Origin of the sequence: Halorubrum kocurii JCM 14978 (assembly GCF_000337355.1) — an archaeon.
Taxonomy (GTDB): domain Archaea; phylum Halobacteriota; class Halobacteria; order Halobacteriales; family Haloferacaceae; genus Halorubrum; species Halorubrum kocurii.
This window is the reverse complement of record NZ_AOJH01000051.1, coordinates 20,635-42,978: the sequence shown is the minus strand read 5'-3', so window position 1 is coordinate 42,978 and position 22,344 is coordinate 20,635. Positions and strand designations below refer to the sequence as shown.

Below are 22,344 nucleotides of genomic sequence, written 5' to 3'. Positions count from 1 at the left end.
TCAGAGATGTGTATAAGAGACAGTACTGTATCTCAACCCCCGATCTGCGATACTTACTCCCGCTCTCGCTCATTGCCGTCGCTGTATCGATCACAGCGATTCACAGTATAGGATCTTCGGAGAATTTCAACAGACCCAAAAATCTGGAAGTTTCCCGATCGACTACTCCGAGCGGTCTCGCGCCCGGTAGTCCGGAAGCGTGTCGTCCTGCATCACCGCGCCGCGACCGCCATCGACGAGCAGCGCGGCCCCCGTGACGAACGCGGCGTCCTCGCTCGCGAGGAAGGAGACGGCCCCGGCGACGTCGGCCGGCGTGCCGATCCGGCCGGTCGGGTGGATCGACTCGACCTCCTCGAACCGTCCCTCGGGGAGCTCCTCGCGCGTCCGCTCGATCTCGACCCAGCCGGGGACGACCGTGTTCACCCGGACGCGGGGACCGAAGTCGACGGCGAGCGACCGCGTCATGCCGTTGATCCCCGCCTTCACCGCGTTGTACGGGAAGTGCGCGGGCATCGTCGCGTACGCGTGGTTCGACGAGACGTTCACGATCGCCCCGCGGTCCATGTGCTCGAGGGCCGCCCGCGCGGCGAGCCAGTACGCCCTGAAGTCCGTCTCGACGACGAACTCCCAGTCGTCGAGCGTCGCCTCGTCGGCGGCCGTCTCCGTCTGCACGCCGGCGTTGTTCACGAGCACGTCGACGGAGCCGTAGCGCTCGGCGGCCGCCTCGGCCAGCGCCGCCACGTCATCTGGATCGCGCATGTCCGCGCGGACGAACGTCGCGTCCCCGGCGGGCGCGCCGTCGGCCGACTCGTCCGGGGTCAGGTCCGCGATCCGCCCGGCGACGGCCTCGCCGGCCTCGGCGGTGCGGCCGCTGACGACCACGTTCGCGCCCTCGGCGGCCAGCCGCTCCGCGATTCCGGCGCCGATCCCGCGCGTCGACCCGGTGACGATCGCGGTCTCGCCGGCGAACCGGCCGGGCACCGCGCGCTCGGTCGGCGACTCGTGCCGGCGGGTCATCGATCCCCTCCGCGTCGGGGCGCGTCCAGTGACACGCGGATCACCACTCCGCGACGGAGCCGTCGTCGTGTCGCCAAACGGGGTTGTGCCAGTCGACGTTGCCGCGCTGTTCCCGGACGTGCTCCTCGTCGATCTCGATCCCGAGCCCGTCGCCGCCGGGGATGTCGACGAAGCCGTCGCGGTACTCGAACAACGCCGGGTCGGCGAGGTAGTCTAACACGTCGCTCGTCTCGTTGTAGTGGATGTCGAGCGACTGCTCCTGGATCAGCGCGTTCGGCGTGCAGGCGTCGACCTGAATGCAGGACGCGAGCGCGATGGGCCCGAGCGGGCAGTGCGGCGCGACCGACACGTCGTACGCCTCGGCCATGGACGCGATCTTCTTCATCTCGGTGATCCCGCCCGCGTGCGAGACGTCGGGCTGGATCAGGTCCACGGCGTCCGTCTCGAGCACCTCCTTGAAATCCCACCGCGAGTACATCCGCTCGCCGGTCGCGATCGGGATCGTCGTCGACTGCCGGATCCCCGCGAGCGAGTCGTTGTGCTCGGGCAACACCGGCTCCTCGATGAACATCGGGTCGTACGGCTCCAGCGCGGCCGCGAGCCGCCGAACCATCGGCTTCGACACGCGCCCGTGGAAGTCGACCCCGATGTCGACCTCGTCGCCGACGGACTCCCGAACGGCCGCGATCCGGTCGACCGCGTCGTTCACCGTGGCTGGGGTGTCGATCGGCCGCAGCTCCGCGGTCGCGTTCATCTTCAGCGCCGAGAACCCCGCGTCGACCTTCTCGAGGGCGGCGTCGCCGACGTCCGCCGGTCGGTCGCCGCCGATCCACTGGTACACGCGGATCCGGTTGCGCGCGCGACCGCCGAGCAGCTCGTGAACGGGCGCGCCGAACTGCTTCCCTTTGATGTCCCACAGCGCCTGGTCGACGCCGGCGATGGCGCTCATCAGCACCGGGCCGCCGCGGTAGAACCCGCCGCGGTACATCGACTGCCAGTGGTCCTCGATTCGCGTCGGGTCCTCGCCGAGCAGGTAGTTGTCGAGCAGCTCCTCGACCGCGGCGACGACCGTGTGGGAGCGGCCCTCCACGATCGGCTCTCCCCACCCGACGGTGCCGTCGCTCGTCGTCAGCTTCAGGAACAGCCAGCGAGGCGGTACTTCGAACAGCTCGTAGTCGGTGATGTACATAGTAGTCAGTCTTCAGTCGTCCCGACGACCGCGGAGTCGACGGTGTCCGTCTTGGTCTTGAGCGCGTCGCCGGTCTCGCCGTCGAACAGGTAGAGCGCCGCCTCGTCGAAGTCGAACGGGACGTGCGTGCCCTCCGTCGGCCGGACCGCCGGAGCGACGCGGGCGGTGAGCTCGTGGCCGGCCATCTCCATGTAGAGGAAGTTCTCGTTCCCCATCGGCTCGACGACCGTCACGTCGGCCGTGTTCTGGCCCGCGTCGACGACGGTGATGTCCTCGGGTCGGACGCCGACGCTGACGCGGTCGTGACCCGCGACCGGTTCGGGGTCGGCGAGCTCGTACGTGAACCCGCCGGGGCCCCGGAGCGTCGCGCCGTCGACGTCGGCCGCGAAGAGGTTGATGCTCGGCGAGCCGATGAAGTCCGCGACGAACTGGTTCACGGGCGAGCGGTACACGTCCTCCGGCGCGCCGACCTGCTGGAGCACGCCGCCGTCCATCACGGCGATCCGGTCGCCCATCGCCATCGCCTCCGTCTGGTCGTGCGTGACGTACACCGTCGTGACGTCGAGGTCGGCCTGGAGCTCCTGCAGCTCGGTCCGCATGTCCGACCGGAGCTTCGCGTCGAGGTTGCTGAGCGGCTCGTCCATCAGGAACACGGACGGCTCCCGGACGATCGCCCGTCCGAGCGCCACGCGCTGCTGTTGGCCGCCGGAGAGCGCCTTCGGCTTCTCGTCGAGCAGTTCGCTGATGCCGAGCATCTCGGCGACGCTCTCCACCTTCCGCTCGATCTCGTCGCCGGTCAGCTTCGTCGAGAGCTTCAGTCCGAAGCCGATGTTGCCCCGAACGGTCATGTGCGGGTACAGCGCGTAGTTCTGGAACACCATGGCCACGTCGCGCTCGCTGGCCCGGCGGTCCGTGACGTCGTCGTCGCCGAACCGTATCGAGCCGTCCGTCACGTCCTCGAGGCCGGCGAGACAGCGGAGCGTCGTCGATTTCCCGCAACCGGACGGCCCGACGAGGACGAGGAACTCGCCGTGGTGGATCTCGACGGAGAGGTCCTCCACCGCGACCACGTTCTCGGTTCCGGAGTCGTACACCTTGTCGAGTTCAGAGATGTTGATTCCTGACATTGGTTACTCCTTGAGCGACCCCGCGAGGATGCCGCTGACGAACTGTTTCTGCAGCACTAAGAACAACACGACCATCGGGACGATGGCGAGCGTCGCCGCCACCATGATCTGGTCGTAGTAGATCCGCTGGAAGCCGGTCAACTGCGCCAGCCCGATGGGGATCGTGTACATGTCCGCGGTCTCGAGGATCACGAGCGGGTACAGGAACAGGTCCCACTGGAACAGGAACAAGATGATCGCCAGCGCGGCCAGCGACGACCGCATCGTCGGGAGCGCGATCCGGTAGAAGATCTGGAACTCCGTCGCCCCGTCCATCCGGGCGGACTCCAGCAGCGCGTCCGGGATCGATTTCATGTTCTGCCGCATGAGGAAGATCCCGATGGGGTTCGCCGCCCACGGGAGGATGATCGCTCGGAACGTGTTCGTCCAGTCCAGCTGTGCCATCAGCAGGAACAGCGGGATGACGAGGAGCTGGATCGGCAACACGAGCGTCGCTAAGATCGCGTAGAAGATCGGCTCCTTGAACTTGAACTCGTACTTGGCGAACGCGAAGCCGGCCATCGAACACAGCACTAAGGACAGCAGCGTGTAGACGACGGCGATGAGGACGCTGTTCCGGATCGTCCGGACGAAGTCCAGCCGCTCCTGCAGCGCCGCGAAGTTGTCGAGGAACGCCGTTCCGGGTATCAGCCGCGGCGGGAACTGCAGGAACTGCTCCTGCGGGAGCGTCGCCGCCACCAGCATCCAGTACAGGGGGACCATCATCACCACGACCATCGTGATGACGAAGGCGTAGGTGAGGAACCGCCAGACCGCGTCCTTCCGCCGCTGTTCGCGCATCAGTCCTCACCCCCGATCTTGATCTGGGCGACGGAGAACGCGCTGACGACCGCGACGAACACGACCGTGAGCGCGCTCGCGTAGCCCAGGTTGAAGTTGACGAACGCCTGCCGGTAGATGTACTGCACGATGGTGATCGTCGAGTTGGTCGGACCGCCGCCGGTGATGACGTACGGCTCGGCGAACAGCTTGAACGTCCCGATCGTCGAGAGGACGACGACGAACAGGAACACCGGCTTGAGCTGCGGGAGCGTGACGTAGCGGAACTTCTCCCACCGGTTCGCGCCGTCGATCTCGGCCGCCTCGTACAGCTGCTGCGGGATCGTCTGGAGCCCGGCGAGCAGGATGATCATGTTGTACCCCGTCCAGCGCCACGTCACCGCGGCGATGATCGTGTTCCGCGCCCAGAACCCGTCGGTCAGCCACGGGACCGGCCCGAGCCCGACGCCGGCGAGCACGTAGTTGAGGAACCCCAGCTGCTCGTTGAACAGCAGCAGGAACACCGTCGAGTACGCCACGAGGTTCGCCGAGACGGGCAACGCGATCGCGGTGCGGAACACCCCTTTGAGCCGCAGGAACGACGCGTTCAGCGCGAGCGCGAGCGCGAGCGCCAGCCCGATCATCAGCGGGACCTGTATGACGAGGATGTACGACGTGTTGAACATCGACTGCCAGAACAGGTCGTTGCCGAGCAGGCGGGCGTAGTTCCCGAGCCCGACGAAATCGAGCCGGGCGATCTTCGGGATCTCGAGGTACACCGGGCCGAGGTCGACCCAGAACAGCGACCCCTGGCCGACGCCCTGATACTCGAAGAACGAGAGGTACAGCGTGTAAAACACCGGGAAGGCGAGGAACACGCTGAACAGCAGGAAGAACGGCGCGATGAAGATGTACGCGACTCGCGGCAGCGTCGGCGTCGCCGCCGTCAGGTCCTGTCTGGCGAAGCGGAACCGGTCCCAGAGCGGTCGCGCCGCTCGCCTGAACTTCCTCGCGGCCGTTCGGACCGTCGTGCGGACGCGGCGGCGGTACGCCTGTCCGATCCGATCGTCTGTTTCGTCGGAAGTGGCCATGCGATCGATGCTCCCCGGTTACGCGAGGTCCCGATCGGTGTTCTCGGCGACCGTCTCCGCGGCCGCCTGCACGGCCTCCTCCGGGGACTGTTCGCCGTTGATCATCCGCTGGAGCTCGGTCTCGATGGCCTGCGACACCTCGGGCGTGTCCTCGGTGAACCGGTAGCCGGGGGCCTCCTGTGCGACCTCGGCGAAGAGCGCCCGCGCGGGCTGTCCGTCGTAGAAGTCAAGCTCCTCGTCGAACACCGGGTCCTCGTAGGTGGTCTCCAGCGCCGGGAAGAGTCCGTACTCGTCGTACATCGCCAGCTGCATCTCCTCGGTCGCCAGCGAGTACTCCATGTAGTCCCAGCCCCGCTCCTTCTTGTCGTCGGAGACCTGGTCCGCGATCATGAGGTTGGAGCCGCCCCAGTTCGACGCCCGCGGGCCGCCCGACTCCAGCGCGGGGATCTTGAAGACGCCCCAGTCGCCAGAGGTGTCGGGAAGCTCGGCGCGCAGGGTCCCCTCCATCCACGCGGCCGAAGGGAGCGAGGCGACGGTGCCGTCGCCGTAGGCGCTGAACCACGCCGAGGTCCAGCCCTCGATGTTCGCCGCGATGTCGGCGTCGTATATCTCCTTGATATTCTGAGCCACGCGGAGCGACTTCTCGTTGTGGATGTTCACCTCGCCGCTCTCGAGGAAGGGCTCGCCGGACAGCTGGCGGAACTGGTACCGCCAGACGCCGGAGAGGTCACCCTCGGGGAGGTTGAGCATGTCCACGTCGTCGGGCAGCTTCTGGCCCTCCTCGATGAAGTCCGCCCACGTCTCGATGCCTTCGGGGTCAAGGCCGTGTTCCTCGTAGATGGACCGCCGGTAGTACACCGCCGTCGGACCGGTGTCCCACGGGAGCGCGTAGATGTCGCCGTCGACGGTGAGCGCCTCCCACTTCCCGGAGACGAAGTCGTCCTGGACCCCCGCCTCCTCGATCTCGTCGGTGAGCGGCGCGACGGAGCCCGTGTCGATGAACGAGGGGCCGTCGACCGACTCCAACATGGAGACCGCCGGCGCGCCGGAGCCCGAGAGCAGGTTCGTCTGGAGCCGGTCCTTCATCGCGGACCGACCGAACTCCTCGACGGCGACCGTCGCGTCGTTCTCGGACTCGTACTCCTCGGCGGTGATCATCAGCGCCCGCGCGGCGACGTCCCACCCCCACACGTTGATCTCCGACGCCATGCCGCTACCGCCGTCGCTGCCGTCGTCGCCGTCGCTGCCGTCGCTGCCATCGCTCCCGTCGTCGCCGTCGCTTCCGTCACTCCCGTCGCTCCCGCCGGGATCGCCGGTTCCGATACAGCCGGCCAGCCCCGCGATCCCCGCGAGTCCCGCGCCCTTCATGAGTCGACGTCGCCCGTATTCTGCGTAGTTTGGCTTGTTGGTCATGATCGTACCTGACTATCCGTCCCTCATGCTACAGCTATATAAAATCACTGGACAGTTGTTCTAAAAACGGTGTAGAACCGCGCTATTTGTGTTTTCTTGGGCTGAACAGAGGGATATTATATACATATTTTCAGATTTAAGCCGCCCCACAACAATAATACGGGTTATACCCGATAAATTTATAAAATTTATACACAGTATAATCTCTCGATCGGCGGTCCTGTTCTCTCATGCTAAACAAACGTTATACCGCTGTCTCCCATACCACTCTCAGAAACGATGGGAGACACGGACACCATCACTGTTCAGGCGACGGCGACGTCCCTGCGGATCGTCGAGGAGCTGTACGAGCGTGACGGCGCCGGAGTCACCGAATTAGCCGACGCGATGGACGTCTCGAAAAGCGCGGTCCACAACCACCTCTCGACGCTCTGTGCGCTCGGGTACGTGACGAACGTCGACGGGACCTACGAGCTCACCCACCGGTTCCTGCGGATCGGGTTCGGGACGAGAGAACGCAATCCCGTCTACCGGGCGGCGCAGAGCGAGATCCGCAAACTGGCGCGGAACACGAACGCGGTCGCGAACCTCGTGGTTCCGGAGGACGCGGACGCCGTCTATCTACACCGAATCGGCGCCCGAAACCACCCGATCCCGGTCGGCGGGAGCGTCCGGCTCCACGCCGCCGCGGCCGGCAAGGCGATCCTCGCGTTCCGGTCGACGGACGCGGTCGACGAGTACGTCGAGCGCCACGGCCTCGACCGGAAGACCGATCGGACCGTGACGGACCCGGAGACGCTCCGCTCCGAACTCAGGTCGATCAGGGACCGGAACATCGCGTTCGACCGCGGCGAGCTCGACGCGAACTGGCAGTGCGTCGCCTCCCCGATCGTCGTCGACGGCGACCCCGTGGGCGCGGTCAGCGTCTCCGGGGCGGCCGACGAGATGCAGGGCAAGCGCCTGGAGGAGGACACGGCCGGGCTCGTCTCGAGCACCGCGAAAACGATCGAACTCGAACTGCTGTGACGACCGCCGAGTCGCGGACCGCGTCCGCCCGGGTCAGATGAACTCGGAGTTCCGCGGACCGTTCGTGACGTGGACCTCGAACGGCTGGGTGCCGACGTCGTCCCGCTCGACGAGGTGCCAGTACGTCTCGGCCAGCTCGTCGGGGTCGAGGAACGTCTCCGCCTCGCGGTCGGGAGCCCGCTCGCGGGCGTCCGCCGAGTCGATCTGGCCGTCGATGACGACGTGCGCGACGTGGATCCCCTCCGGACCGAACTCCTGTGCGATGTCCATCGCCATCCCGCGGGCGGCGAACTTCGCGGCCGTGAACCCGATCGCGCCGCCGAGGCTCCGCACCGCGGAGGTCGCGCCGGTGAAGACGACCGTCCCGCCGCCCGTCTCGCGCATGTCCGCGACCGCCTCCTGCGAACAGACGAACGCGCCGCGCCCGTTGACGGCCCACGCCCGTTCGAACTCCTCGACGCTCGCGTCCATGAGCCCCTTCCACGAGGCGGCGCTGGCGTGGTTCACGAGCACGTCGACCGGACCGAACACGTCGCGGACCGCCTCGAACCCCTCCCTGACCTGATCGACGTCGGTGAGGTCGGTCCGGACGGCGAGGCCCTCGCCCGGCTCCGGGAGGTCTGCCGCGAGCTCCTCGATGTGGTCCGTCGACCGGGCGAACAGCGCGACCTCGCAGCCCTCGGCCGCGAATTTGCGCGCGAGCGATTCGCCCAGTCCCGGACCGACGCCCGCGATGACCGCTGTGCGTGCCATGCGGTGGCGTACGACTCGGACCGGCAAAGCCGTGGCGGCCGTCGGTCGCGCCGCTCTCGATCGCGGGGAAGGGACTTCCAACGCCCTGCGGAGCCCCGAGGCTCGCGGAGCGTTCGTCGCCGCGTTCCGCAGAAGGTCCGGGTGCGAGAATCGAACCACGCCCGAGAACCTGCGCTCCGCGCAGAACCTCGGTCTGATTCGATTCCCGTCTTCGGCTTTTCCACTCCTCCCTTCGGTCGTCGCGGAAAAGTCCGGGTGCGAGAATCGAACCCGCGTCTCAGCCTCCACAAGGCTGAAGGATAGTCCACTACCCTAACCCGGACACGCGTCGATATCTATCCCGCTTTGATAAATAACCGTTACGACTCCCGGACGGCCGTGCGGTGCGGTGACGTTCCGTCCCCGACGCCAGTTCGGGGGACGCGGCGGCCGCGCTGGTTCCGCTCGGCCGACCACGCCGCTTTTACTGCCAGCCGGCGTATCCGCGGGTAACCGTGGCGTTCACCGACAAGATCTACGTGAAGAACCACCGGCAGCTCGCCTCCCAGCTGGAGACGAACATCCCGAAGGGGGCCTTCGCCGGCGCGACCCTCGACATGCTGTTCACCGGGGACGGGCTCTCGAAGCTCGACTCGACGACGCGGGACCGGATCTTGGACTTCGCGGAGGACTTCCTCGACTGCGACTGCCAGGCGAACCCCTACTGCGGCTGCCCGGAGGAGAAGTTCATGCGGTACGTCTTGGAGCTCCGGGCCGAGGGGCTCGGCCCCCAGGCGATCGTGGACGTGATGACCGACGACTACATGGTGTACGCCTACACCGGCGACGTGCTCTCGTTCCTCGACGACTCCGTGCGACAGCTCGAGGCGCTGGAGACCCTCGCCGACGTCGAGGGCAACGAGGAGATGTCGGAGCGGGCGCGGCGAGCGAAGCGAGAGCTGTCGGGGTAAGCGGCGGAGAACGGCGCTATCGGCGGCGAAACGGGCGTTTTCGACGGGCCGGACGATCGTTTATAAGCGGTTGGGTGCGGATCGACGGCGAACACCTCAGAAGCCTCGGCCGCGAGGCGGCGCGCGCCACCGCATCGCCGTTTCGGTATCCGTGACGACCCGCCCGTGGGCGTCCTCGCTCCGGTCGCTGTCGTTCCCAGCCGCGCAGAGCGGCCGAACGGTCTAAGTGCGCTCGCGCCCGAACTCGGACAATGAGTCTTCGGCCCGCGTGGTTGACATTCAGGCGGTACGCGGCTGCGACGACCGGGATGACGCTGACGCTGTTCGCGATCGGCGTCTACACCGCGGCGACCGGGTCCGGACTGGCGTGTCAGGCCCAGTGGCCGCTCTGTTCGGACCAGCTCATCCCCGCACTGACTATTAACCCGGACTTCATCGAGTGGTTCCACCGCGTGTGGGCGATGGTCACCGGGTTCCTCATCATCGGCGTCGCCGGCTGGACGTGGCTCGGCGGCCGAGATCGGCGAACTCGGCTCGCGGCGACGCTCGCGGTCGCGATCCTCCCGCTGCAGATCACCGTCGGCGCGGTCACCGTGACCGTCGGCGGGCTCGTCCCGGGCGGTTACACCGTCTCGACGCACGCGGCTCACCTGATCGTCGCGCTGGCGATCTTCACGCTGCTCGGACTGACGACGATCTGGGGCGGTAGCCGCGGCTCCCCGCGACTGCTCCGAGCCGCGGTGGGCGTCGCCGCGGTCGGGATACTCGCCAGCGCCGTGTTCTCGCGGGCGGTGCCCTTCGTCACCTACTCGCCGGGCGCGCAGGCCGGCTTCTACGCGACCGGACTCGCGGGCCACCTCGGGCTGGTGGCGACCGTGGCGTACGCCACGGAGGCCGTCAGAACCGGCTACGCGGGATTCGACCGGTCGACCGCGAACACCGTCCGCCTCCTCGCCGCCGGCGCGATGGTCGCGCTCGTCGGCACCCTCCTGTTGGGCCGCGACCTGGTGTTGTACACGGCGTTCTGGCAGCGGCTCAACCTCGTCGCGCTCGGCGTCGCCGCCGCGCTCGCGCTCGGCGCCGCGTGGGTGGTGAAAGGGCTCGGCTCCGAGGGGACGACGACTGGGCCCGTCCGGAGCGACTGAGCTCGCTCTGGGGTCGTCTGAACCCCGCCACCGCGACCGAACTGCGCCGCCCGACCGCCTTCTCGACCGTCGGATCGCGGTCGGTTCCCCGCCGATCACCAGTGAGGTGCCGATCCGATCGATCAAGAACCCGCCGAATCGGGCGCGAAGACCCGTCCGGGGAGGAAAGGTTAAAATCGGTTCCCGTTCTCCCACCGGTATGTCACGCCGCACGCAGACCGACATGAGCCGTCGGACGTACCTGAAGCTCACCGGAGCGTCGAGCGCAGTCGGACTGACCGGAGTCGCCGGCTGTCTCGGCGGGGGCGGGAGCGACACCACCATCACCCCGGGGACCGCGCCCGGTTTCCCGCCGTTCGAGATGCAGGAAGACGGCGAGCTGATCGGCTTCGACATCGACCTGCTGGAGGCCGTCGTCGGCGAGACCGAGTACGAGATCGCCGAGTGGGAGACCTTCGAGTTCGACTCGCTCATCCCCGCGCTCACCCAGAACGAGGAGATCGACGTGATCGCGGCCGCGATGACGATCAACGAGGACCGCCTGGAGACGATCGCCTTCTCCGACCCCTACTGGGAGTCCGATCAGGCGATCCTCGTGCGCGAGGGCGGCAGCTTCCAGCCCGGGGCGTGGGAGGACTTCGAAGGCGTCAACGTGGGCGCGCAGTCCGGGACCACCGGGGCCGGGCAGGTCGAGTCGAACCTCGTCGAGCCCGGCCTCGTCTCCGAGGACGACTACCGCACGTACGGGAGCTACGTTCTCGCGGTCGAGGACCTCGAAAACGAGAACATCGACGCCGTCGTGATCGACACGCCCGTCGCGGAGACGTTCGCCGCCAACCGGGACGTCGAGATCGCGTTCGTCGAGGAGACCGGCGAAGAGTTCGGCTTCGGCCTCCGGCAGGGCGAGTCGGAGCTCCAGACGGCGCTCAACGACGGCCTCGCGACGGTTCGCGACGACGGCACGTATGAGGAGATAACCACCACCTGGTTCGGGCAGGAGTAGGATGTCGGTCGCGGGGACGCTCGCGCTCGCGGCGGTCGAGAGCCTCGGCGCCGCGGCCCGGGCGACGGCCGGAGCCCCACCGACCGGGCTCTCGACCGCGTTCGTCGGCGACGCCGTCGACTGGGAGTTCGTCTTCAGGAACGCCGACTACCTCGGCGTCGGCGCCCTGTTGACCATCGGGCTCACCGTCGCGTCGATCCTCCTCGGCTTCGTCGTCGGGTTCCCGGCGGGCGCGGTCGAGGTGTACGGCGACGGGTATCTCAAACGGGCGGTGACCGTCGCGGGCATCGTGCTGCGCGGCACGCCCATCGTCGTGATCCTCATCGTGATGTACTTCGTCGTCGGGGTGCCGCAGATCAACCTCGGCGTCGCCTCGATCTCCTCGGCGATGACGGCCGGAATCTTAGGGCTCGGCCTGCGCAGCGCCGCCTACCAGTCGCAGATCTTCCGGGCGACCCTCGCCAGCGTCGACGACGGTCAGCTGGAGGCGGGTCGCTCGATCGGGCTCTCGCGGTTCGAGGCGGTCCGATACGTCGTCGTCCCGCAGGCCCTGCGCCGGTCGATCCCGGGCTTTCAAAACGAGTTCACCATCGTGTTGAAGGACACGAGCATCGTGTTCGCGATCGGGCTCGCGGAGCTGCTCACTCGGGGATACGACCTGTTCTCGGAGCAGACGACCGCGGTGCTCGAAGTCATCCTCTTCATCAGTGCAATCTACTTCGTCCTCACGTTCACGACGAACCGCGCGCTCGACCGCCTCGGCAGCTACTACGCGATTCCGGAGGGGGAGTCGACGTGAGTGACGACGACTTCCTCCGCGTGACGGACGTCTCGAAGTGGTACGGCGAGGAGCAGGTGCTCCACGACGTCTCCTTCGAGATGGACCGCGGCGACGTGACCGTCCTCATCGGGCCGTCCGGCTCCGGAAAATCGACCATGCTGCGGTGCGTCAACCGCCTCGCGGAGGCACAGGAGGGGTCGATCCTGCTGGACGGCGAGGAGGTGCTCTCGCCGGACCTCGACGTCGACGAGCTCCGGCGCGAGGTCGGGATGGTGTTCCAGGGGTTCAACCTCTTCGCGCACCTCACCGCGGTCGGCAACGTCGCGCTCGGCCCGCGGCGCGTGCTCGGCCTCTCGGAGACGGAGGCCCGCGAGCGCGCCGAGGACCAGCTGGAGCGCGTCGGGCTCGCCGACCAGCTCGACTCCTACCCCGCCGAGCTGTCCGGCGGCCAACAGCAGCGCGTCGGCATCGCCCGCGCGCTGGCGATGGAGCCGAAGCTGATGCTGTTCGACGAGCCGACGAGCGCGCTCGACCCCGAGCTCATCGGCGAGGTGCTGGAGGTGATGCACGGGCTCGTCGACGAGGGGATGACGATGCTCGTCGTCACCCACGAGATGAGCTTCGCCCGCGCGGTCGCCGACGAGATCGTCTTCTTGGACGACGGCCGCGTGGTCGAGCGCGGGCCGCCCGAACAGCTGTTCGAACGCCCCGAGGAGGAGCGGACCGGCCGGTTCCTCGAACGGATCGCGAGTCACGACTGATGGCGAGCGCGACGAGACCCGCGACGGTCCGGGAGCGCGTGGCCGAGTCCGACCGCTCCGTCGGCCGGCTCCTCCTCGTCGCCGCCGGCGCGCTGTTCTGGGGCTGGCTCGCCGTGAGCTGGGTCAACCGGTGGCTGGGCGGCGTTCTCGTGCCGGTCGGACAGCCGCTCGTGCCGCCGGCGGCCGTCGAGGCGACGCTCGCCGGGATTCCGGTCCTCGCCGCCTACGCGGCCGACGCCGGTTTCGTGGTCGAGATGACGCCGGATCTCGCCCGGGGGACGTGGCTCACGGTCGTGATCACCGGCGTGAGCCTCGCGCTCGGGTTCGTGATAGCGGTCCCGCTGGCTGTGACCCGCGTGTACGGTCGGTTCTCGGCGTGGGTCTCGCTGGCGTACACGGAGCTGCTGCGAGGGACGCCCCTCCTGGCGCAGCTGTTCGTGCTCTACTACGGGCTCAACCTCGCGAGCTACGTCCCCGACGCGGTCTCCGGGGTGTTCGCGCGGGAGGTGGTGTGGGTGGCGATCCTCGGGTTCACGCTCAACGGGGCCGCGTATCAGGCCGAGTACATCCGCGGCGCCTTAGAGAGCGTCGAGGAGGGACAGATCACCGCGGGCCGGGCGATCGGCCTCTCGAAGCTGGAGACGATCTACCACGTCGTGCTTCCGCAGGGGCTCCGATACGCGATCCCGTCGTGGACCAACGAGTTCGTCTACCTGATCAAGTACTCGTCGCTGGCGGGGTTCATCACAGTCCCCGAGCTGTACTACCGGGCCGACCAGATCGCCGCCGAGACGTTCCGGTACACGCTGATCTTCCTCGTGACGGGGGTCATGTACCTCGCCTTGGTCCTCACGGCGTCGAAGCTGATGGTCCGCGTCGAGGAGCGCGTCGCGATCCCCGGGCTCGGCGCCGAGCGCGAGGAGTGAGGCCTCGGGTTCCGACGGGACTCAACGCCGGAAATCGGTGACGACCTCGACGCCCCGAGCGTCGTACTCGCCCATGGCGGCGAGCCGCTCCGAGACCTCGGAGAGCGCCAGCTCGTCGCTCACCAGTGCGGCTGGGTCCACGTCGGTCGCCTCGATCAGGTCGAACAGGTCGTCGTAGCTGGTCGGGGGCATCCCGCGGGAGCCGACGAACGACACCTCCCAGCGGGTCATCCAGTCGGTCGGCAGCGACACCTCGCCGCGCTCCGCGTCCGTGGTCAGCCCCACCTGCACGTGGGTCCCGCGGGGGCGCACGGACCGGACCGAGTTGCGGCACGTCTCGGCGATCCCAAGCGCGTCGACCGAGACGTCGGCCCCGCCGCCGGTGAGGGTCCGGATCCGGTCCGGAACCGCCGTTTCACCGCCACCGAGGTCGGTCGGATTCACGGCCTCGTCGGCCCCCAAGTCCCGAGCGAGCGAGAGCGCGTCGTCGTCGACGTCGACCGCCACGGTCCGGGCGCCGAGCGCGTCGCCCAGCTGGACCGCCGAGAGCCCGACGCCGCCGCAGCCGTGGACGGCCAGCCACTCGCCGCCGCCGAGTCCGGCCCGCTCCGTGAGGGCGTGGTAGGCCGTCATGTACCGGCAGCCGAGCGCGGCCGCGGCGGTCGCGTCGAGCCACGGCGGCCGCTCGACAAGGTTGTAGTCGGCGTCGGGGACGGCGACGCGCTCGGCGAACGCGCCGGGGGCGTCGGGCTCGAAGCCGAGCGCCCGCCCGTCGTCGCAGACGTTCCCGTGTCCCCGGCGACAGCGCGGGCAGGTGCCGTCGCCGAGCGAGAAGGGGACGACGACCCGGTCGCCCGGGGCGAAGCGATCGACGGCGTCGCCGACGGCGACCACCTCCCCGGCGGGCTCGTGGCCGAGCACCTGTCCGCGGGGGACGCGGTCGCCGGCCCACTCGCCGTGTCCGGCCCACGCGTGCCAGTCGCTGCGGCAGACGCCGCAGGCCGCCACGCGGACCGCTGCGCCGTCGGGACCGGGCTCCGGCTCTGGGACCTCCCGGACGTCGAGCGGTTCGCCGTACTCGCGGAGGATCGCCGCGCGCATACCGGGCCCACGACCCGGCGGGGATTAAAACCGCGTTCGGCCTCTCGCGGCGTCAGACACGTGATCCGAACATGACACGATGTCAGAGCAGATCGACCGGGGGTTTTGTTTTCAGGCAGAAAGCCCTCGTTTAACGCGTTTCTACGCCGTACAATGTAAATTGACTAACCGTAGGACCAGTAACGAACATGAAAGGCGAGAAAGGTTTATAATCCTACAGAAAGGTGTGTCTGACGTGACGCATCCGATGGAGCGTCGACCGGGAGTCGCGTACCGGCGACCGGACGGCGATCCGACGCGACTCGTCGTCGAGGCCGCCGGCGAGTCGCAACTGGACGCTGAGTCGCTGCCGCGGTCCGACTGGCTCCGGGTCGTCGAGCCGGACGACAGAGACCGCCTCCGCAAGGCGCTCGACGAGGGCGCGGTCGACGTGACGTACCGGCTCACGGTCGACGGCGAGTCCGAGTGGGTCCACGAGCGCGGCGCGCGCGACGAGAGCGGCGACGTGGTCGGCTACCTCTTCTCCGACGACGACCGCGTGCAGCGCCGCAAACAGCTCGAACAGCAGCGGGAGCGGCTCGAGGAGTTCGCGAGCGTCGTCTCCCACGACCTGCGGAACCCGCTCTCCGTCGCCGTGGGGAACATCGAACTGGCCCGGGATTTCGAGGGCGAGGAGGCCGCCGAGCGGTTGGACCGCGCCAACGACGCGCTCGGCTACATGGACGACCTCATCTCTGACCTCCTCGCGCTCGCTCGCGAGGGCCGAACGGTCGAGGAGACGTCGACGACCGACCTCCGGAGCGTGGTCGACCGCGCCTGGCGGACGGTGGGCGCCCCCGAAGGCGTCGCCCTCGTCGTCGACGACCCCCTCCCGGCGGTCGAGTGCGACCGGAGCCGACTCCGACAGGCGTTGGAGAACCTCTTCCGCAACGCGGTCGAACACGGGGCGCCGGACGCGGTCTCCGTCGCGCCCGCCGAACGGAACGCCGGCGGACCGGCCGACGGCATCGAACCCGAGACGTTCGGCGGAGCCGACGCGCGTTCCGAGACCGACCCGTCGCTCCGGGTGTTCGTCGGACGGCTGCCCGACGGGTTCTACGTCGCCGACGACGGTGCGGGGATCGACCCGTCGGAACGCGACGCCGTCTTCGATCCGGGTCACTCGACCGACAGGGACGGGACGGGGTTCGGGCTCGCGATCGTCGACCGCATCGCGGAGGCCCACGGCTGGGAGGCGTCGGTCACCGAGAGCCGGGCCGGCGGCGCCCGGTTCGAGTTCACCGGCGTCGCCCTCTCCGACGCCGAGGGGACCGGCGTCGTCGACGCCGCGCCGACCGGTGGCGTCGCCCGCCGATCCGACGGCTTCGACTCTCCCGGCGGGTCGGAATCGCCGCCGAGCGAGTGACCGCCGCGCCGCCCGCACGGGCGGATCCGGGGTCGCCGGTTAAAAGAAGTCGCTCAGTCCCGCCTGTCCGTCGTCGTCGGTGTCGTCTTCCTCGCCTCCGTTGTCGTCGTCTCCGCCGTCCTGCTCGGCGCCGGCCGTCGCTTCGCCGGTGTCGGCATCGCCGCCGGTGTCGTCGTCAGCCGCCGACGCACCGGGCTCGTCCGCCGCGCGGCGGCCGCCGGCGAACGCGCCCTCGGCGTGGTCCTCCATCCGCTCCTCGCGGAGCGCCTGCGCGTCCTCGACGACCGACGCCACCTTGTTCGTCGACTCGCCGGAGCCGGTGACGAACGCGACGCCCGCCGCGTCGAGGTCGTAGGCGGCCGCCATCGCGACCGTCAGCTCGCGGGGCTTGCAGTGGTGCGTGACCGCCTCCAGGAACGGGAGCACCTCGCGGCGCGCCGTCGCGACGCTACACCCGCTCTCGGCGGCGATCCGTCCGACGACCTCGTCGGCGGTCGCGTCGGAGGAGCTCCAGAACTGCGGGCGGCCGTAGCGCGTCCACCCGCCCTTCTCCCCGTCGCGCGCGGCGGCGACCCCGGCCGCGGCGTTGTCGGTGGCGTAGCGCCAGTAGGAGTAGTTCTGCGTGGCTCGAACGCGTCCGAGCCACACGTCGGCGTTCGCGAGGAAGTCGTACGCGCGGACCGCCTCCATCGGCTCGTACACGTCGAGGACGTTGTTCTCGATCCACTTCGTCAGGTCGTCCGGCGTCTCGTCGACCGCGTACGCCGACTGCAGCGCCTCCTCAGCGGACTCCTCTTTGAGGACCGCGTCGAGGAACGGGAACAGCCCGAGCGCCTTGTCACGGTCACCGGTGACCACGTCCTCGACCGCGACCGAGTCACGGCCCTCCGTGGCGGCCTGCAGGTCGTTGATCGCGCCGCGTAAGTCGCCACGGTTGCGCTCCGCGATCCGCTCCAGCGCGTCCGACTCGAACTCGATCCCCTCCTTGCGGCAGACGTCGCGGAGGACCGGGACGATGGAGCGCGCCGAGACGTCGCGGAACTCGATCTCCTGGGTGGCGTTGCGGAGCCCCCGCGCCATGTCGTAGTAGTCGTTGGCGATGAGGACGATGGGCTGGCCCGACTCCTTGACCAGCTTCGTGATGGCGGAGGCGCCGCCGCGGTCGTAGTTGCCGTGGATGTTGTCGGCCTCGTCTAAGATCACGAGCTGGCGAGAGGCCGTGTCGCCGCCGGTCGCGCCGCCGCCCGCCGCGCTCCCCCCGAGGGTGGCGTTGCGCGCGGCCCGCCCCGCGAACCGCTCGATGACGTCGGCGGTGCGCTGGTCGGAGGCGTTCAGCTCGACCGTCTCCCACCCCATGTCGTTCGCGAGCGCGTGGGCCGCGCTCGTCTTCCCGACGCCCGGGCTCCCGTGGAGGACGACGGCCTCGTGATGGTCGTCCCACGAGCGCGCCCACTCCGCGAACGCGTCGCGGGCCTTGTCGTTGCCGCGGACCTCCGAGAGCGTGCTCGGGCGGTACTTTTCCGTCCAGTCGGCCATTACCGGAGCAAGGAACGAGCCGCGTTTAGTGGTTGCGGAGCCTCACTCGGCGAACCGACCGAGGTGTCACCGGCTGCAGCCCTCAGTCGGCCGCGATGACCGACTCGTCGTCGTCGAGCGCGGGACGGCCGACCAGGCGGTCGAACGAAAGCGGGCCGGACCCGAGCGTGAAGACGGCCGACGCCATGCCGAACAGCGCGACGTGAGCGAGGACGGGGTCGTCAGGGAGGCCGAACAGCGTCGTGGTGAACAGCACGAACGAGAGCGCGGCCGCGCCGCGGGTGAAGAACCCGGCGATGAGCGCCAGCCCGACCGCGATCTCCGTCACGCCGGCGCCGACGACCCACAGCCCCGGGTCGACGGGGACGACCGACGTGAGGTCGTACTTCTCGACGACGAGCAACGCCCTGCCGGGGTCAGCGAGCTTCTCGATGAGCCCGAGGTAGACGAACGTGACGCCCATCCCAACGCGGAGGACCGTCGGGACGTATCGGCGCAGCGGGGCCGTGGTCGCGTCGAGGAACGACTTCAGGTGGTGGACGGGGTCGATCCGACCGTAGTACGACCCCGGCGTGCTCGCGACCGCGAGCAGCATGTCGTCGGCGCTCGGACGCCCGCCGCCGAGGATCAGCAGGGCGATCAGCACCGGGACGTACTCCATCGCGATGACGGCGGTCGCGTCGACCGCGAGGAGGACCCAGGCGTACGTCAACAGGCCGATCGCCGAGGCGATCCGCGTCGCGAGCCCGAAGAGGACGAAGAAGCCGAGCCCGATGAACAACACCCGCAGGAACGGGCTCGCACCAGGGTCGAACGCGAGCGTCGGCGCGAAGAGGTACCCCTGAAACCCGGCGCCGACGAGGGGCAGCCCGATGGCGAGCCGCAGCATCCACGGGACGAGGTCGCCGTACCCGACGAGCTTCTCGCGGAGGACGACCACGTCGGTGATCGTCGGCCGCACCCAGAGGTACACGGCGAGCCCGGCGACCGTCGCGAGTCCGCCGCCCGTGAACACCGCGGCGTTCACCGGGTCCGACAGCACTTCGACGGTGAACGCCACCGCGTCGAGCGGGTCTCCCGTGTCTTCGGTGACGTAGTCGACGTGGGCCGCGACCGGCCGCGCGACGAGCGTCGCGAACAGGGCGAGCGCGGCAACCGCGACCGATCGAGAGCGGACGGACATATTTCCCCTATGGGCCGAACGCACCTAACGCTGTTTCCTCATAGACGTTCGGGAGAAACTCTGAAGCGCTCGATCTGCCGTCTCTTCGACGAGCGCGACCGGCGTGTGGACCGGACGCGACTCCGTCGCGCTCGGCCGGCGTGACGGCAACGGGGCTAGGGGGTTCGAACCGGTCAGGTCACGTACTGGCAGCCGATGATCGCGACGACTCCGACGAGGCCGAGAAGCGTCCATGTCGTCGCCGACGCCGCGGCGAGGGGGCCGATACCGAGCGCTCCGACACTGACCGTGAGAAAAACGAAAGCCGCAATCGCGGGAGCAACCCACGCACGGTCGGGGGTGCCGTTCCCTCCTCGCGTCCTGTTCCCTTCTCGCCCGTCCTCGTCGGTATTTATATATTGCAGCAGTCGCGAGGCGGACGCACGTAGCTCGACCGTCCCGCGGTTCTTGTCGTAGTCAATCACTCCGAGCGACGCCATCTTCGGAAGGTGACACTGGTACAGCGCGATGTAGACGCGCTTCCGCTCTGTCGAGGAGAGCTGTTGGACGGTGATATCGTTCTCCTCTGCCGCAATGTGCTCAGCGAGATCGCTCAACACCGCGTTCCCGTCGTTTTCATACAGGAATCTGGTGACCGAGCGACGACGACGGTTCTTCAGCAGATCGAACAGCTGGCTGGTGTTCAGTTCCGTCCCGTCCGCCGGGACTGCCCTGCCAACGGCGCCGAGATCGGAGAGATGTCCGTGTTCGAACTCGGTAACAGGCCGATCTGCCGTTCGACTGTTAGATGAGTCATTACTATTCAGTGACATGAGTTACCTTTCGTTTAAGATTATTTAAATCTTGGTTCGAAATCGACCCATGAGAGAATCGGCACGAGATATTTAATACTCGGTCACAGATCTGTCACTCTTTGTGTTTATGATCAACCAAAATCAATTGTTAAGCCGATAGAGGCGACTAACATACAATTTTGTGAGCGGGCGGCGACCACCTCGATGAACGCTGTCGTCCGAGTTCACAGAGGAAGTGGGAGGAAGCCCACGACGTCAGTCGTGAGTCACTGACGCGTCCGGGTGTACGGTCGGCGAAACGCGAAATTCAAAGTTTAGGGGCGTTCCAACGACGTCGAACCGATCCGGCGGCTGCGTTCCTCGCTGGCCTCCGTGAGAGGCGCGACCGCACCGGACCGAACACCCCGCGCACCAAATGTGCTGAGCGTACTCTCGAAGAGCGACCCGCGGACCCCGATGGTCACAGGCGATGCGACCGGGAGCCCCGACCGGGGGCGGCGCTCTGTCAGTCCCCGGGACTCCCCTCTACGGCAGCGACGCTTGTGACCTCGAGCCCACCCGAGAGCTCCGTGTTGTGGTACGGGAAGTCGATGCCCTCGGCGTCGAAGCGGCGCTTGACAGCTTCGACGAACTGCGACCGGACCGCCGCGTAGCTGCTTTCCGAGGGGTCGATCCAGACGCGTCCCGAGAGGCTGACCGCCGAGTCCCCCAGTTCCACGAGAGGGGCCGTCGGTTCGGGAACGGCGAGGACGCCGTCAATACGCGCGCCCTCCTCCACGATGGCGTTCCGTGCTCGGGCGATGTCTTCGTCGTATTCGACGCCGAACCCGACCGACACCCGGCGTCGGTCGTTCGCCACGTTGTTGATCACTGTCGCGTTCGCGAGATCGCTGTTCGGCACCGTCATTAGTTGATTATCGAGCGTGTCGAGTTTCGTTACCCGCAGGTGGATCTCGCGGACCACGCCGTCGTTCCCGTCCCACTCGATCCAATCGCCGACCGTGAACGTCTTGTCCTTGATGACGAACACGCCGGCGACGAAGTTCGCGATGAGGTCCTGTGCGGCGAAGCCGACCGCGAGCGTGAGTGCACCGCCCAACGTGGCGAACGCGGCCAGAACGCTCCCGAATCCGGCAATCGCTGCAGCCAACGCGAGGGCGAAGACGGTCATCACCCCGACGGTCATACTCGCTGCGAATCCGACGAGCGTCTCGTCGAAGTTCCGGCGTTTGAGACTAGTCTCGACCGCTCGGGTGACGACCGATCGCCCGAGTCGGTACACGACGAGAAACACGATGACGAATAGCAGCGTCGTCGCGATGAGGTTCGTGAGCGCTGGAACGTACTGCTGGAAATCGATTGAGACCACTTGTTGTATCAGGACCATCACTCTGTTCTGGTGGTGTCGATTACACTCTGTAATTTGCCCGTTGACCGGCCACATTGGAGGTCTTGTGCGGGGAACGGCGCGACTCAAAGCGGCTCGCGACCGGCGTGGGGTATCTCCGTGTTATTCCAGTCAGAGAGGAGTCAGTTACCAGAAATTAATAGCGCGTGATTCGATCGAAAATTGACCTCCCCTGCCGCATCCTGCGGACTGGTGCAACGTTCGATCAAAAATGTTCGATTCAGATCACTTACCGAAATAAAGATCACTCTAGTGAGGAACGGGCCGGAGTGAACGATGTTTAGTGTTTTTTATGTTAGATGGTGTAATCTATCACGTGAGTTCAACTAATACGGTTAGAACCGAACCGGATCCCATGGGGAGCCGCACCGCTGCGGTAGCCGGAGCGATCCTCGCAGTACTCGGAGCCCTCGCGATGGTATTCCCGTTTGTCACGGGACGTTCGCTGTCAGTTTTACTCGGCGTAGTCCTCGTCGCCGGCGCGACCGTACACGGGTTCCACGCCTTCTCAGCGGGAGGGTTCAAGCACAAACTCGGACAGGTGATACTGGCCGTCCTCTACGGAGGCGCCGGCATCGTATTCATACTGAACCCGGTCTTTGGACTGTTGACGTTGACCCTGCTCGCCGTCGGCTTCTTCCTCGCCGACGGCATCGCCGAGATCGCGTGGGGGATACGAAGCCGCGGACAACCCGGAGCGGGGTGGCTGCTCGTCAGCGGAAGCATCTCCTTCCTCCTCGGCGGTCTCCTCTGGCTCGGGTTCCCGAGCGACGCGGTCTGGGCCATCGGCGTGCTCTTCGGGATCAATCTGGTCGTGACCGGTGTCTCGGTGATCCTCCTCGGACGGGGGAGCCGTGGCTCATTCGCACAACGCACCGCCCGGGGGAGTCAGGGATGAAGTCGTCGATCAGTACGG

21 protein-coding genes and 1 tRNA gene are annotated in these 22,344 nt (G+C 67.6%); 9 read left to right on the top strand and 13 right to left on the bottom strand.

Annotated features, from left to right (window positions below):
• Positions 1 to 162 precede the first annotated feature (162 nt).
• Genes C468_RS07800 through C468_RS07775 form a run of 6 tightly spaced genes read right to left on the bottom strand, consistent with a single transcriptional unit; the run spans position 163 to position 6,611 of the window.
• Complete coding sequence (locus tag C468_RS07800) at positions 163 to 1,017, bottom strand: SDR family NAD(P)-dependent oxidoreductase (RefSeq protein WP_008848341.1); 855 nt, start codon at positions 1,015 to 1,017, stop codon at positions 163 to 165.
• A 40-nt stretch (positions 1,018 to 1,057) separates the two neighbouring features.
• The gene (gene dgoD / locus C468_RS07795; protein WP_008848340.1) at positions 1,058 to 2,206 is read right to left on the bottom strand and encodes a galactonate dehydratase; all 1,149 of its coding nucleotides are present in this window, start codon (positions 2,204 to 2,206) and stop codon (positions 1,058 to 1,060) included.
• Between the two features lie 5 nt (positions 2,207 to 2,211).
• Positions 2,212 to 3,333 carry an ABC transporter ATP-binding protein gene (locus C468_RS07790; RefSeq protein WP_008848339.1) on the bottom strand — a complete coding sequence of 374 codons (1,122 nt, stop codon included), beginning with the start codon at positions 3,331 to 3,333 and terminating at the stop codon, positions 2,212 to 2,214.
• A gap of 3 nt (positions 3,334 to 3,336) precedes the next feature.
• On the bottom strand, positions 3,337 to 4,173 hold the full coding sequence (locus C468_RS07785) for a carbohydrate ABC transporter permease (protein ID WP_008848338.1): 837 nt from the start codon (positions 4,171 to 4,173) through the stop codon (positions 3,337 to 3,339).
• Complete coding sequence (locus tag C468_RS07780; RefSeq protein ID WP_008848337.1) at positions 4,173 to 5,243, bottom strand: carbohydrate ABC transporter permease; 1,071 nt, start codon at positions 5,241 to 5,243, stop codon at positions 4,173 to 4,175. The genes C468_RS07785 and C468_RS07780 overlap by 1 nt, the downstream gene beginning before the upstream one ends.
• Positions 5,244 to 5,261: 18 nt before the next feature.
• Positions 5,262 to 6,611, bottom strand: a complete 1,350-nt coding sequence (locus C468_RS07775) for an extracellular solute-binding protein (RefSeq protein ID WP_008848336.1) — start codon at positions 6,609 to 6,611, stop codon at positions 5,262 to 5,264.
• A gap of 324 nt (positions 6,612 to 6,935) precedes the next feature.
• Between C468_RS07775 and C468_RS07770 the strand changes: the two genes are divergently transcribed.
• Positions 6,936 to 7,682: an IclR family transcriptional regulator gene (locus tag C468_RS07770; RefSeq protein ID WP_008848335.1), complete on the top strand. Its 747-nt coding sequence runs from the start codon at positions 6,936 to 6,938 to the stop codon at positions 7,680 to 7,682.
• A 33-nt stretch (positions 7,683 to 7,715) separates the two neighbouring features.
• On the opposite strand, the gene C468_RS07765 is transcribed toward C468_RS07770, so the two are convergent.
• Both C468_RS07765 and C468_RS07760 read right to left on the bottom strand, forming a co-directional pair.
• Positions 7,716 to 8,435 carry an SDR family NAD(P)-dependent oxidoreductase gene (locus C468_RS07765; RefSeq protein WP_008848334.1) on the bottom strand — a complete coding sequence of 240 codons (720 nt, stop codon included), beginning with the start codon at positions 8,433 to 8,435 and terminating at the stop codon, positions 7,716 to 7,718.
• A gap of 249 nt (positions 8,436 to 8,684) precedes the next feature.
• Positions 8,685 to 8,757: transfer RNA gene (locus C468_RS07760), tRNA-His, on the bottom strand.
• Positions 8,758 to 8,929: 172 nt separating this feature from the next.
• Here C468_RS07760 and C468_RS07755 point away from each other — a divergent pair.
• The 6 genes from C468_RS07755 to C468_RS07730 all read left to right on the top strand — a co-directional run bounded on the left by C468_RS07755 (position 8,930) and on the right by C468_RS07730 (position 14,001).
• Positions 8,930 to 9,385 (top strand): DUF5814 domain-containing protein, encoded by a 456-nt coding sequence (locus C468_RS07755; RefSeq protein WP_008848333.1) that lies wholly within the window; start codon positions 8,930 to 8,932, stop codon positions 9,383 to 9,385.
• Positions 9,386 to 9,636: 251 nt separating this feature from the next.
• A complete protein-coding gene (locus C468_RS07750; RefSeq protein WP_080510621.1) occupies positions 9,637 to 10,530 on the top strand; it encodes a cytochrome oxidase assembly in 894 nt (297 codons plus the stop codon).
• Positions 10,531 to 10,729: 199 nt separating this feature from the next.
• Positions 10,730 to 11,533 (top strand): basic amino acid ABC transporter substrate-binding protein, encoded by an 804-nt coding sequence (locus C468_RS07745; protein ID WP_008848331.1) that lies wholly within the window; start codon positions 10,730 to 10,732, stop codon positions 11,531 to 11,533.
• Position 11,534: 1 nt separating this feature from the next.
• Positions 11,535 to 12,332 carry an amino acid ABC transporter permease gene (locus tag C468_RS07740; protein WP_008848330.1) on the top strand — a complete coding sequence of 266 codons (798 nt, stop codon included), beginning with the start codon at positions 11,535 to 11,537 and terminating at the stop codon, positions 12,330 to 12,332.
• Entirely contained in the window at positions 12,329 to 13,075 is a 747-nt protein-coding gene (locus C468_RS07735; protein WP_008848329.1) for an amino acid ABC transporter ATP-binding protein, read from the top strand. The genes C468_RS07740 and C468_RS07735 overlap by 4 nt, the downstream gene beginning before the upstream one ends.
• Positions 13,075 to 14,001 (top strand): amino acid ABC transporter permease, encoded by a 927-nt coding sequence (locus tag C468_RS07730; protein WP_008848328.1) that lies wholly within the window; start codon positions 13,075 to 13,077, stop codon positions 13,999 to 14,001. The genes C468_RS07735 and C468_RS07730 overlap by 1 nt, the downstream gene beginning before the upstream one ends.
• Before the next feature lie 21 nt (positions 14,002 to 14,022).
• Here C468_RS07730 and C468_RS07725 read toward each other — a convergent pair whose 3' ends face one another.
• Positions 14,023 to 15,102, bottom strand: a complete 1,080-nt coding sequence (locus tag C468_RS07725; protein ID WP_008848327.1) for a zinc-dependent alcohol dehydrogenase family protein — start codon at positions 15,100 to 15,102, stop codon at positions 14,023 to 14,025.
• Positions 15,103 to 15,349: 247 nt separating this feature from the next.
• Between C468_RS07725 and C468_RS07720 the strand changes: the two genes are divergently transcribed.
• On the top strand, positions 15,350 to 16,507 hold the full coding sequence (locus tag C468_RS07720) for a sensor histidine kinase (protein WP_008848326.1): 1,158 nt from the start codon (positions 15,350 to 15,352) through the stop codon (positions 16,505 to 16,507).
• Positions 16,508 to 16,546: 39 nt separating this feature from the next.
• Here C468_RS07720 and C468_RS07715 read toward each other — a convergent pair whose 3' ends face one another.
• The 4 genes from C468_RS07715 to C468_RS07700 form a co-directional block, all read right to left on the bottom strand.
• Positions 16,547 to 18,043, bottom strand: a complete 1,497-nt coding sequence (locus tag C468_RS07715; RefSeq protein WP_008848325.1) for a replication factor C large subunit — start codon at positions 18,041 to 18,043, stop codon at positions 16,547 to 16,549.
• A gap of 82 nt (positions 18,044 to 18,125) precedes the next feature.
• Entirely contained in the window at positions 18,126 to 19,226 is a 1,101-nt protein-coding gene (locus C468_RS07710; RefSeq protein WP_008848324.1) for a DoxX family protein, read from the bottom strand.
• Positions 19,227 to 19,399: 173 nt separating this feature from the next.
• On the bottom strand, positions 19,400 to 20,038 hold the full coding sequence (locus tag C468_RS07705) for a DUF7344 domain-containing protein (RefSeq protein WP_008848323.1): 639 nt from the start codon (positions 20,036 to 20,038) through the stop codon (positions 19,400 to 19,402).
• A gap of 487 nt (positions 20,039 to 20,525) precedes the next feature.
• Entirely contained in the window at positions 20,526 to 21,407 is an 882-nt protein-coding gene (locus tag C468_RS07700; RefSeq protein ID WP_008848322.1) for a mechanosensitive ion channel family protein, read from the bottom strand.
• Positions 21,408 to 21,783: 376 nt separating this feature from the next.
• On the opposite strand from C468_RS07700, the gene C468_RS07695 reads away from it, so the two are divergent.
• Positions 21,784 to 22,326 (top strand): HdeD family acid-resistance protein, encoded by a 543-nt coding sequence (locus tag C468_RS07695; RefSeq protein WP_008848321.1) that lies wholly within the window; start codon positions 21,784 to 21,786, stop codon positions 22,324 to 22,326.
• The last annotated feature ends 18 nt before the right edge of the window (positions 22,327 to 22,344 follow it).

Bases quoted from the DNA above. Each gene is read 5' to 3' on its own strand.
- C468_RS07800 (WP_008848341.1), bottom strand. From the start codon at position 1,017: ATGACCCGCCGGCACGAGTCGCCGACCGAGCGCGCGGTGCCCGGCCGG.
- dgoD (WP_008848340.1), bottom strand. From the start codon at position 2,206: ATGTACATCACCGACTACGAGCTGTTCGAAGTACCGCCTCGCTGGCTG.
- C468_RS07790 (WP_008848339.1), bottom strand. From the start codon at position 3,333: ATGTCAGGAATCAACATCTCTGAACTCGACAAGGTGTACGACTCCGGA.
- C468_RS07785 (WP_008848338.1), bottom strand. From the start codon at position 4,173: ATGCGCGAACAGCGGCGGAAGGACGCGGTCTGGCGGTTCCTCACCTAC.
- C468_RS07780 (WP_008848337.1), bottom strand. From the start codon at position 5,243: ATGGCCACTTCCGACGAAACAGACGATCGGATCGGACAGGCGTACCGC.
- C468_RS07775 (WP_008848336.1), bottom strand. From the start codon at position 6,611: ATGAAGGGCGCGGGACTCGCGGGGATCGCGGGGCTGGCCGGCTGTATC.
- C468_RS07770 (WP_008848335.1), top strand. From the start codon at position 6,936: ATGGGAGACACGGACACCATCACTGTTCAGGCGACGGCGACGTCCCTG.
- C468_RS07765 (WP_008848334.1), bottom strand. From the start codon at position 8,435: ATGGCACGCACAGCGGTCATCGCGGGCGTCGGTCCGGGACTGGGCGAA.
- C468_RS07750 (WP_080510621.1), top strand. From the start codon at position 9,637: ATGAGTCTTCGGCCCGCGTGGTTGACATTCAGGCGGTACGCGGCTGCG.
- C468_RS07745 (WP_008848331.1), top strand. From the start codon at position 10,730: ATGTCACGCCGCACGCAGACCGACATGAGCCGTCGGACGTACCTGAAG.
- C468_RS07740 (WP_008848330.1), top strand. From the start codon at position 11,535: ATGTCGGTCGCGGGGACGCTCGCGCTCGCGGCGGTCGAGAGCCTCGGC.
- C468_RS07730 (WP_008848328.1), top strand. From the start codon at position 13,075: ATGGCGAGCGCGACGAGACCCGCGACGGTCCGGGAGCGCGTGGCCGAG.
- C468_RS07725 (WP_008848327.1), bottom strand. From the start codon at position 15,102: ATGCGCGCGGCGATCCTCCGCGAGTACGGCGAACCGCTCGACGTCCGG.
- C468_RS07720 (WP_008848326.1), top strand. From the start codon at position 15,350: ATGGAGCGTCGACCGGGAGTCGCGTACCGGCGACCGGACGGCGATCCG.
- C468_RS07715 (WP_008848325.1), bottom strand. From the start codon at position 18,043: ATGGCCGACTGGACGGAAAAGTACCGCCCGAGCACGCTCTCGGAGGTC.
- C468_RS07710 (WP_008848324.1), bottom strand. From the start codon at position 19,226: ATGTCCGTCCGCTCTCGATCGGTCGCGGTTGCCGCGCTCGCCCTGTTC.
- C468_RS07705 (WP_008848323.1), bottom strand. From the start codon at position 20,038: ATGTCACTGAATAGTAATGACTCATCTAACAGTCGAACGGCAGATCGG.
- C468_RS07700 (WP_008848322.1), bottom strand. From the start codon at position 21,407: ATGGTCCTGATACAACAAGTGGTCTCAATCGATTTCCAGCAGTACGTT.
- C468_RS07695 (WP_008848321.1), top strand. From the start codon at position 21,784: ATGGGGAGCCGCACCGCTGCGGTAGCCGGAGCGATCCTCGCAGTACTC.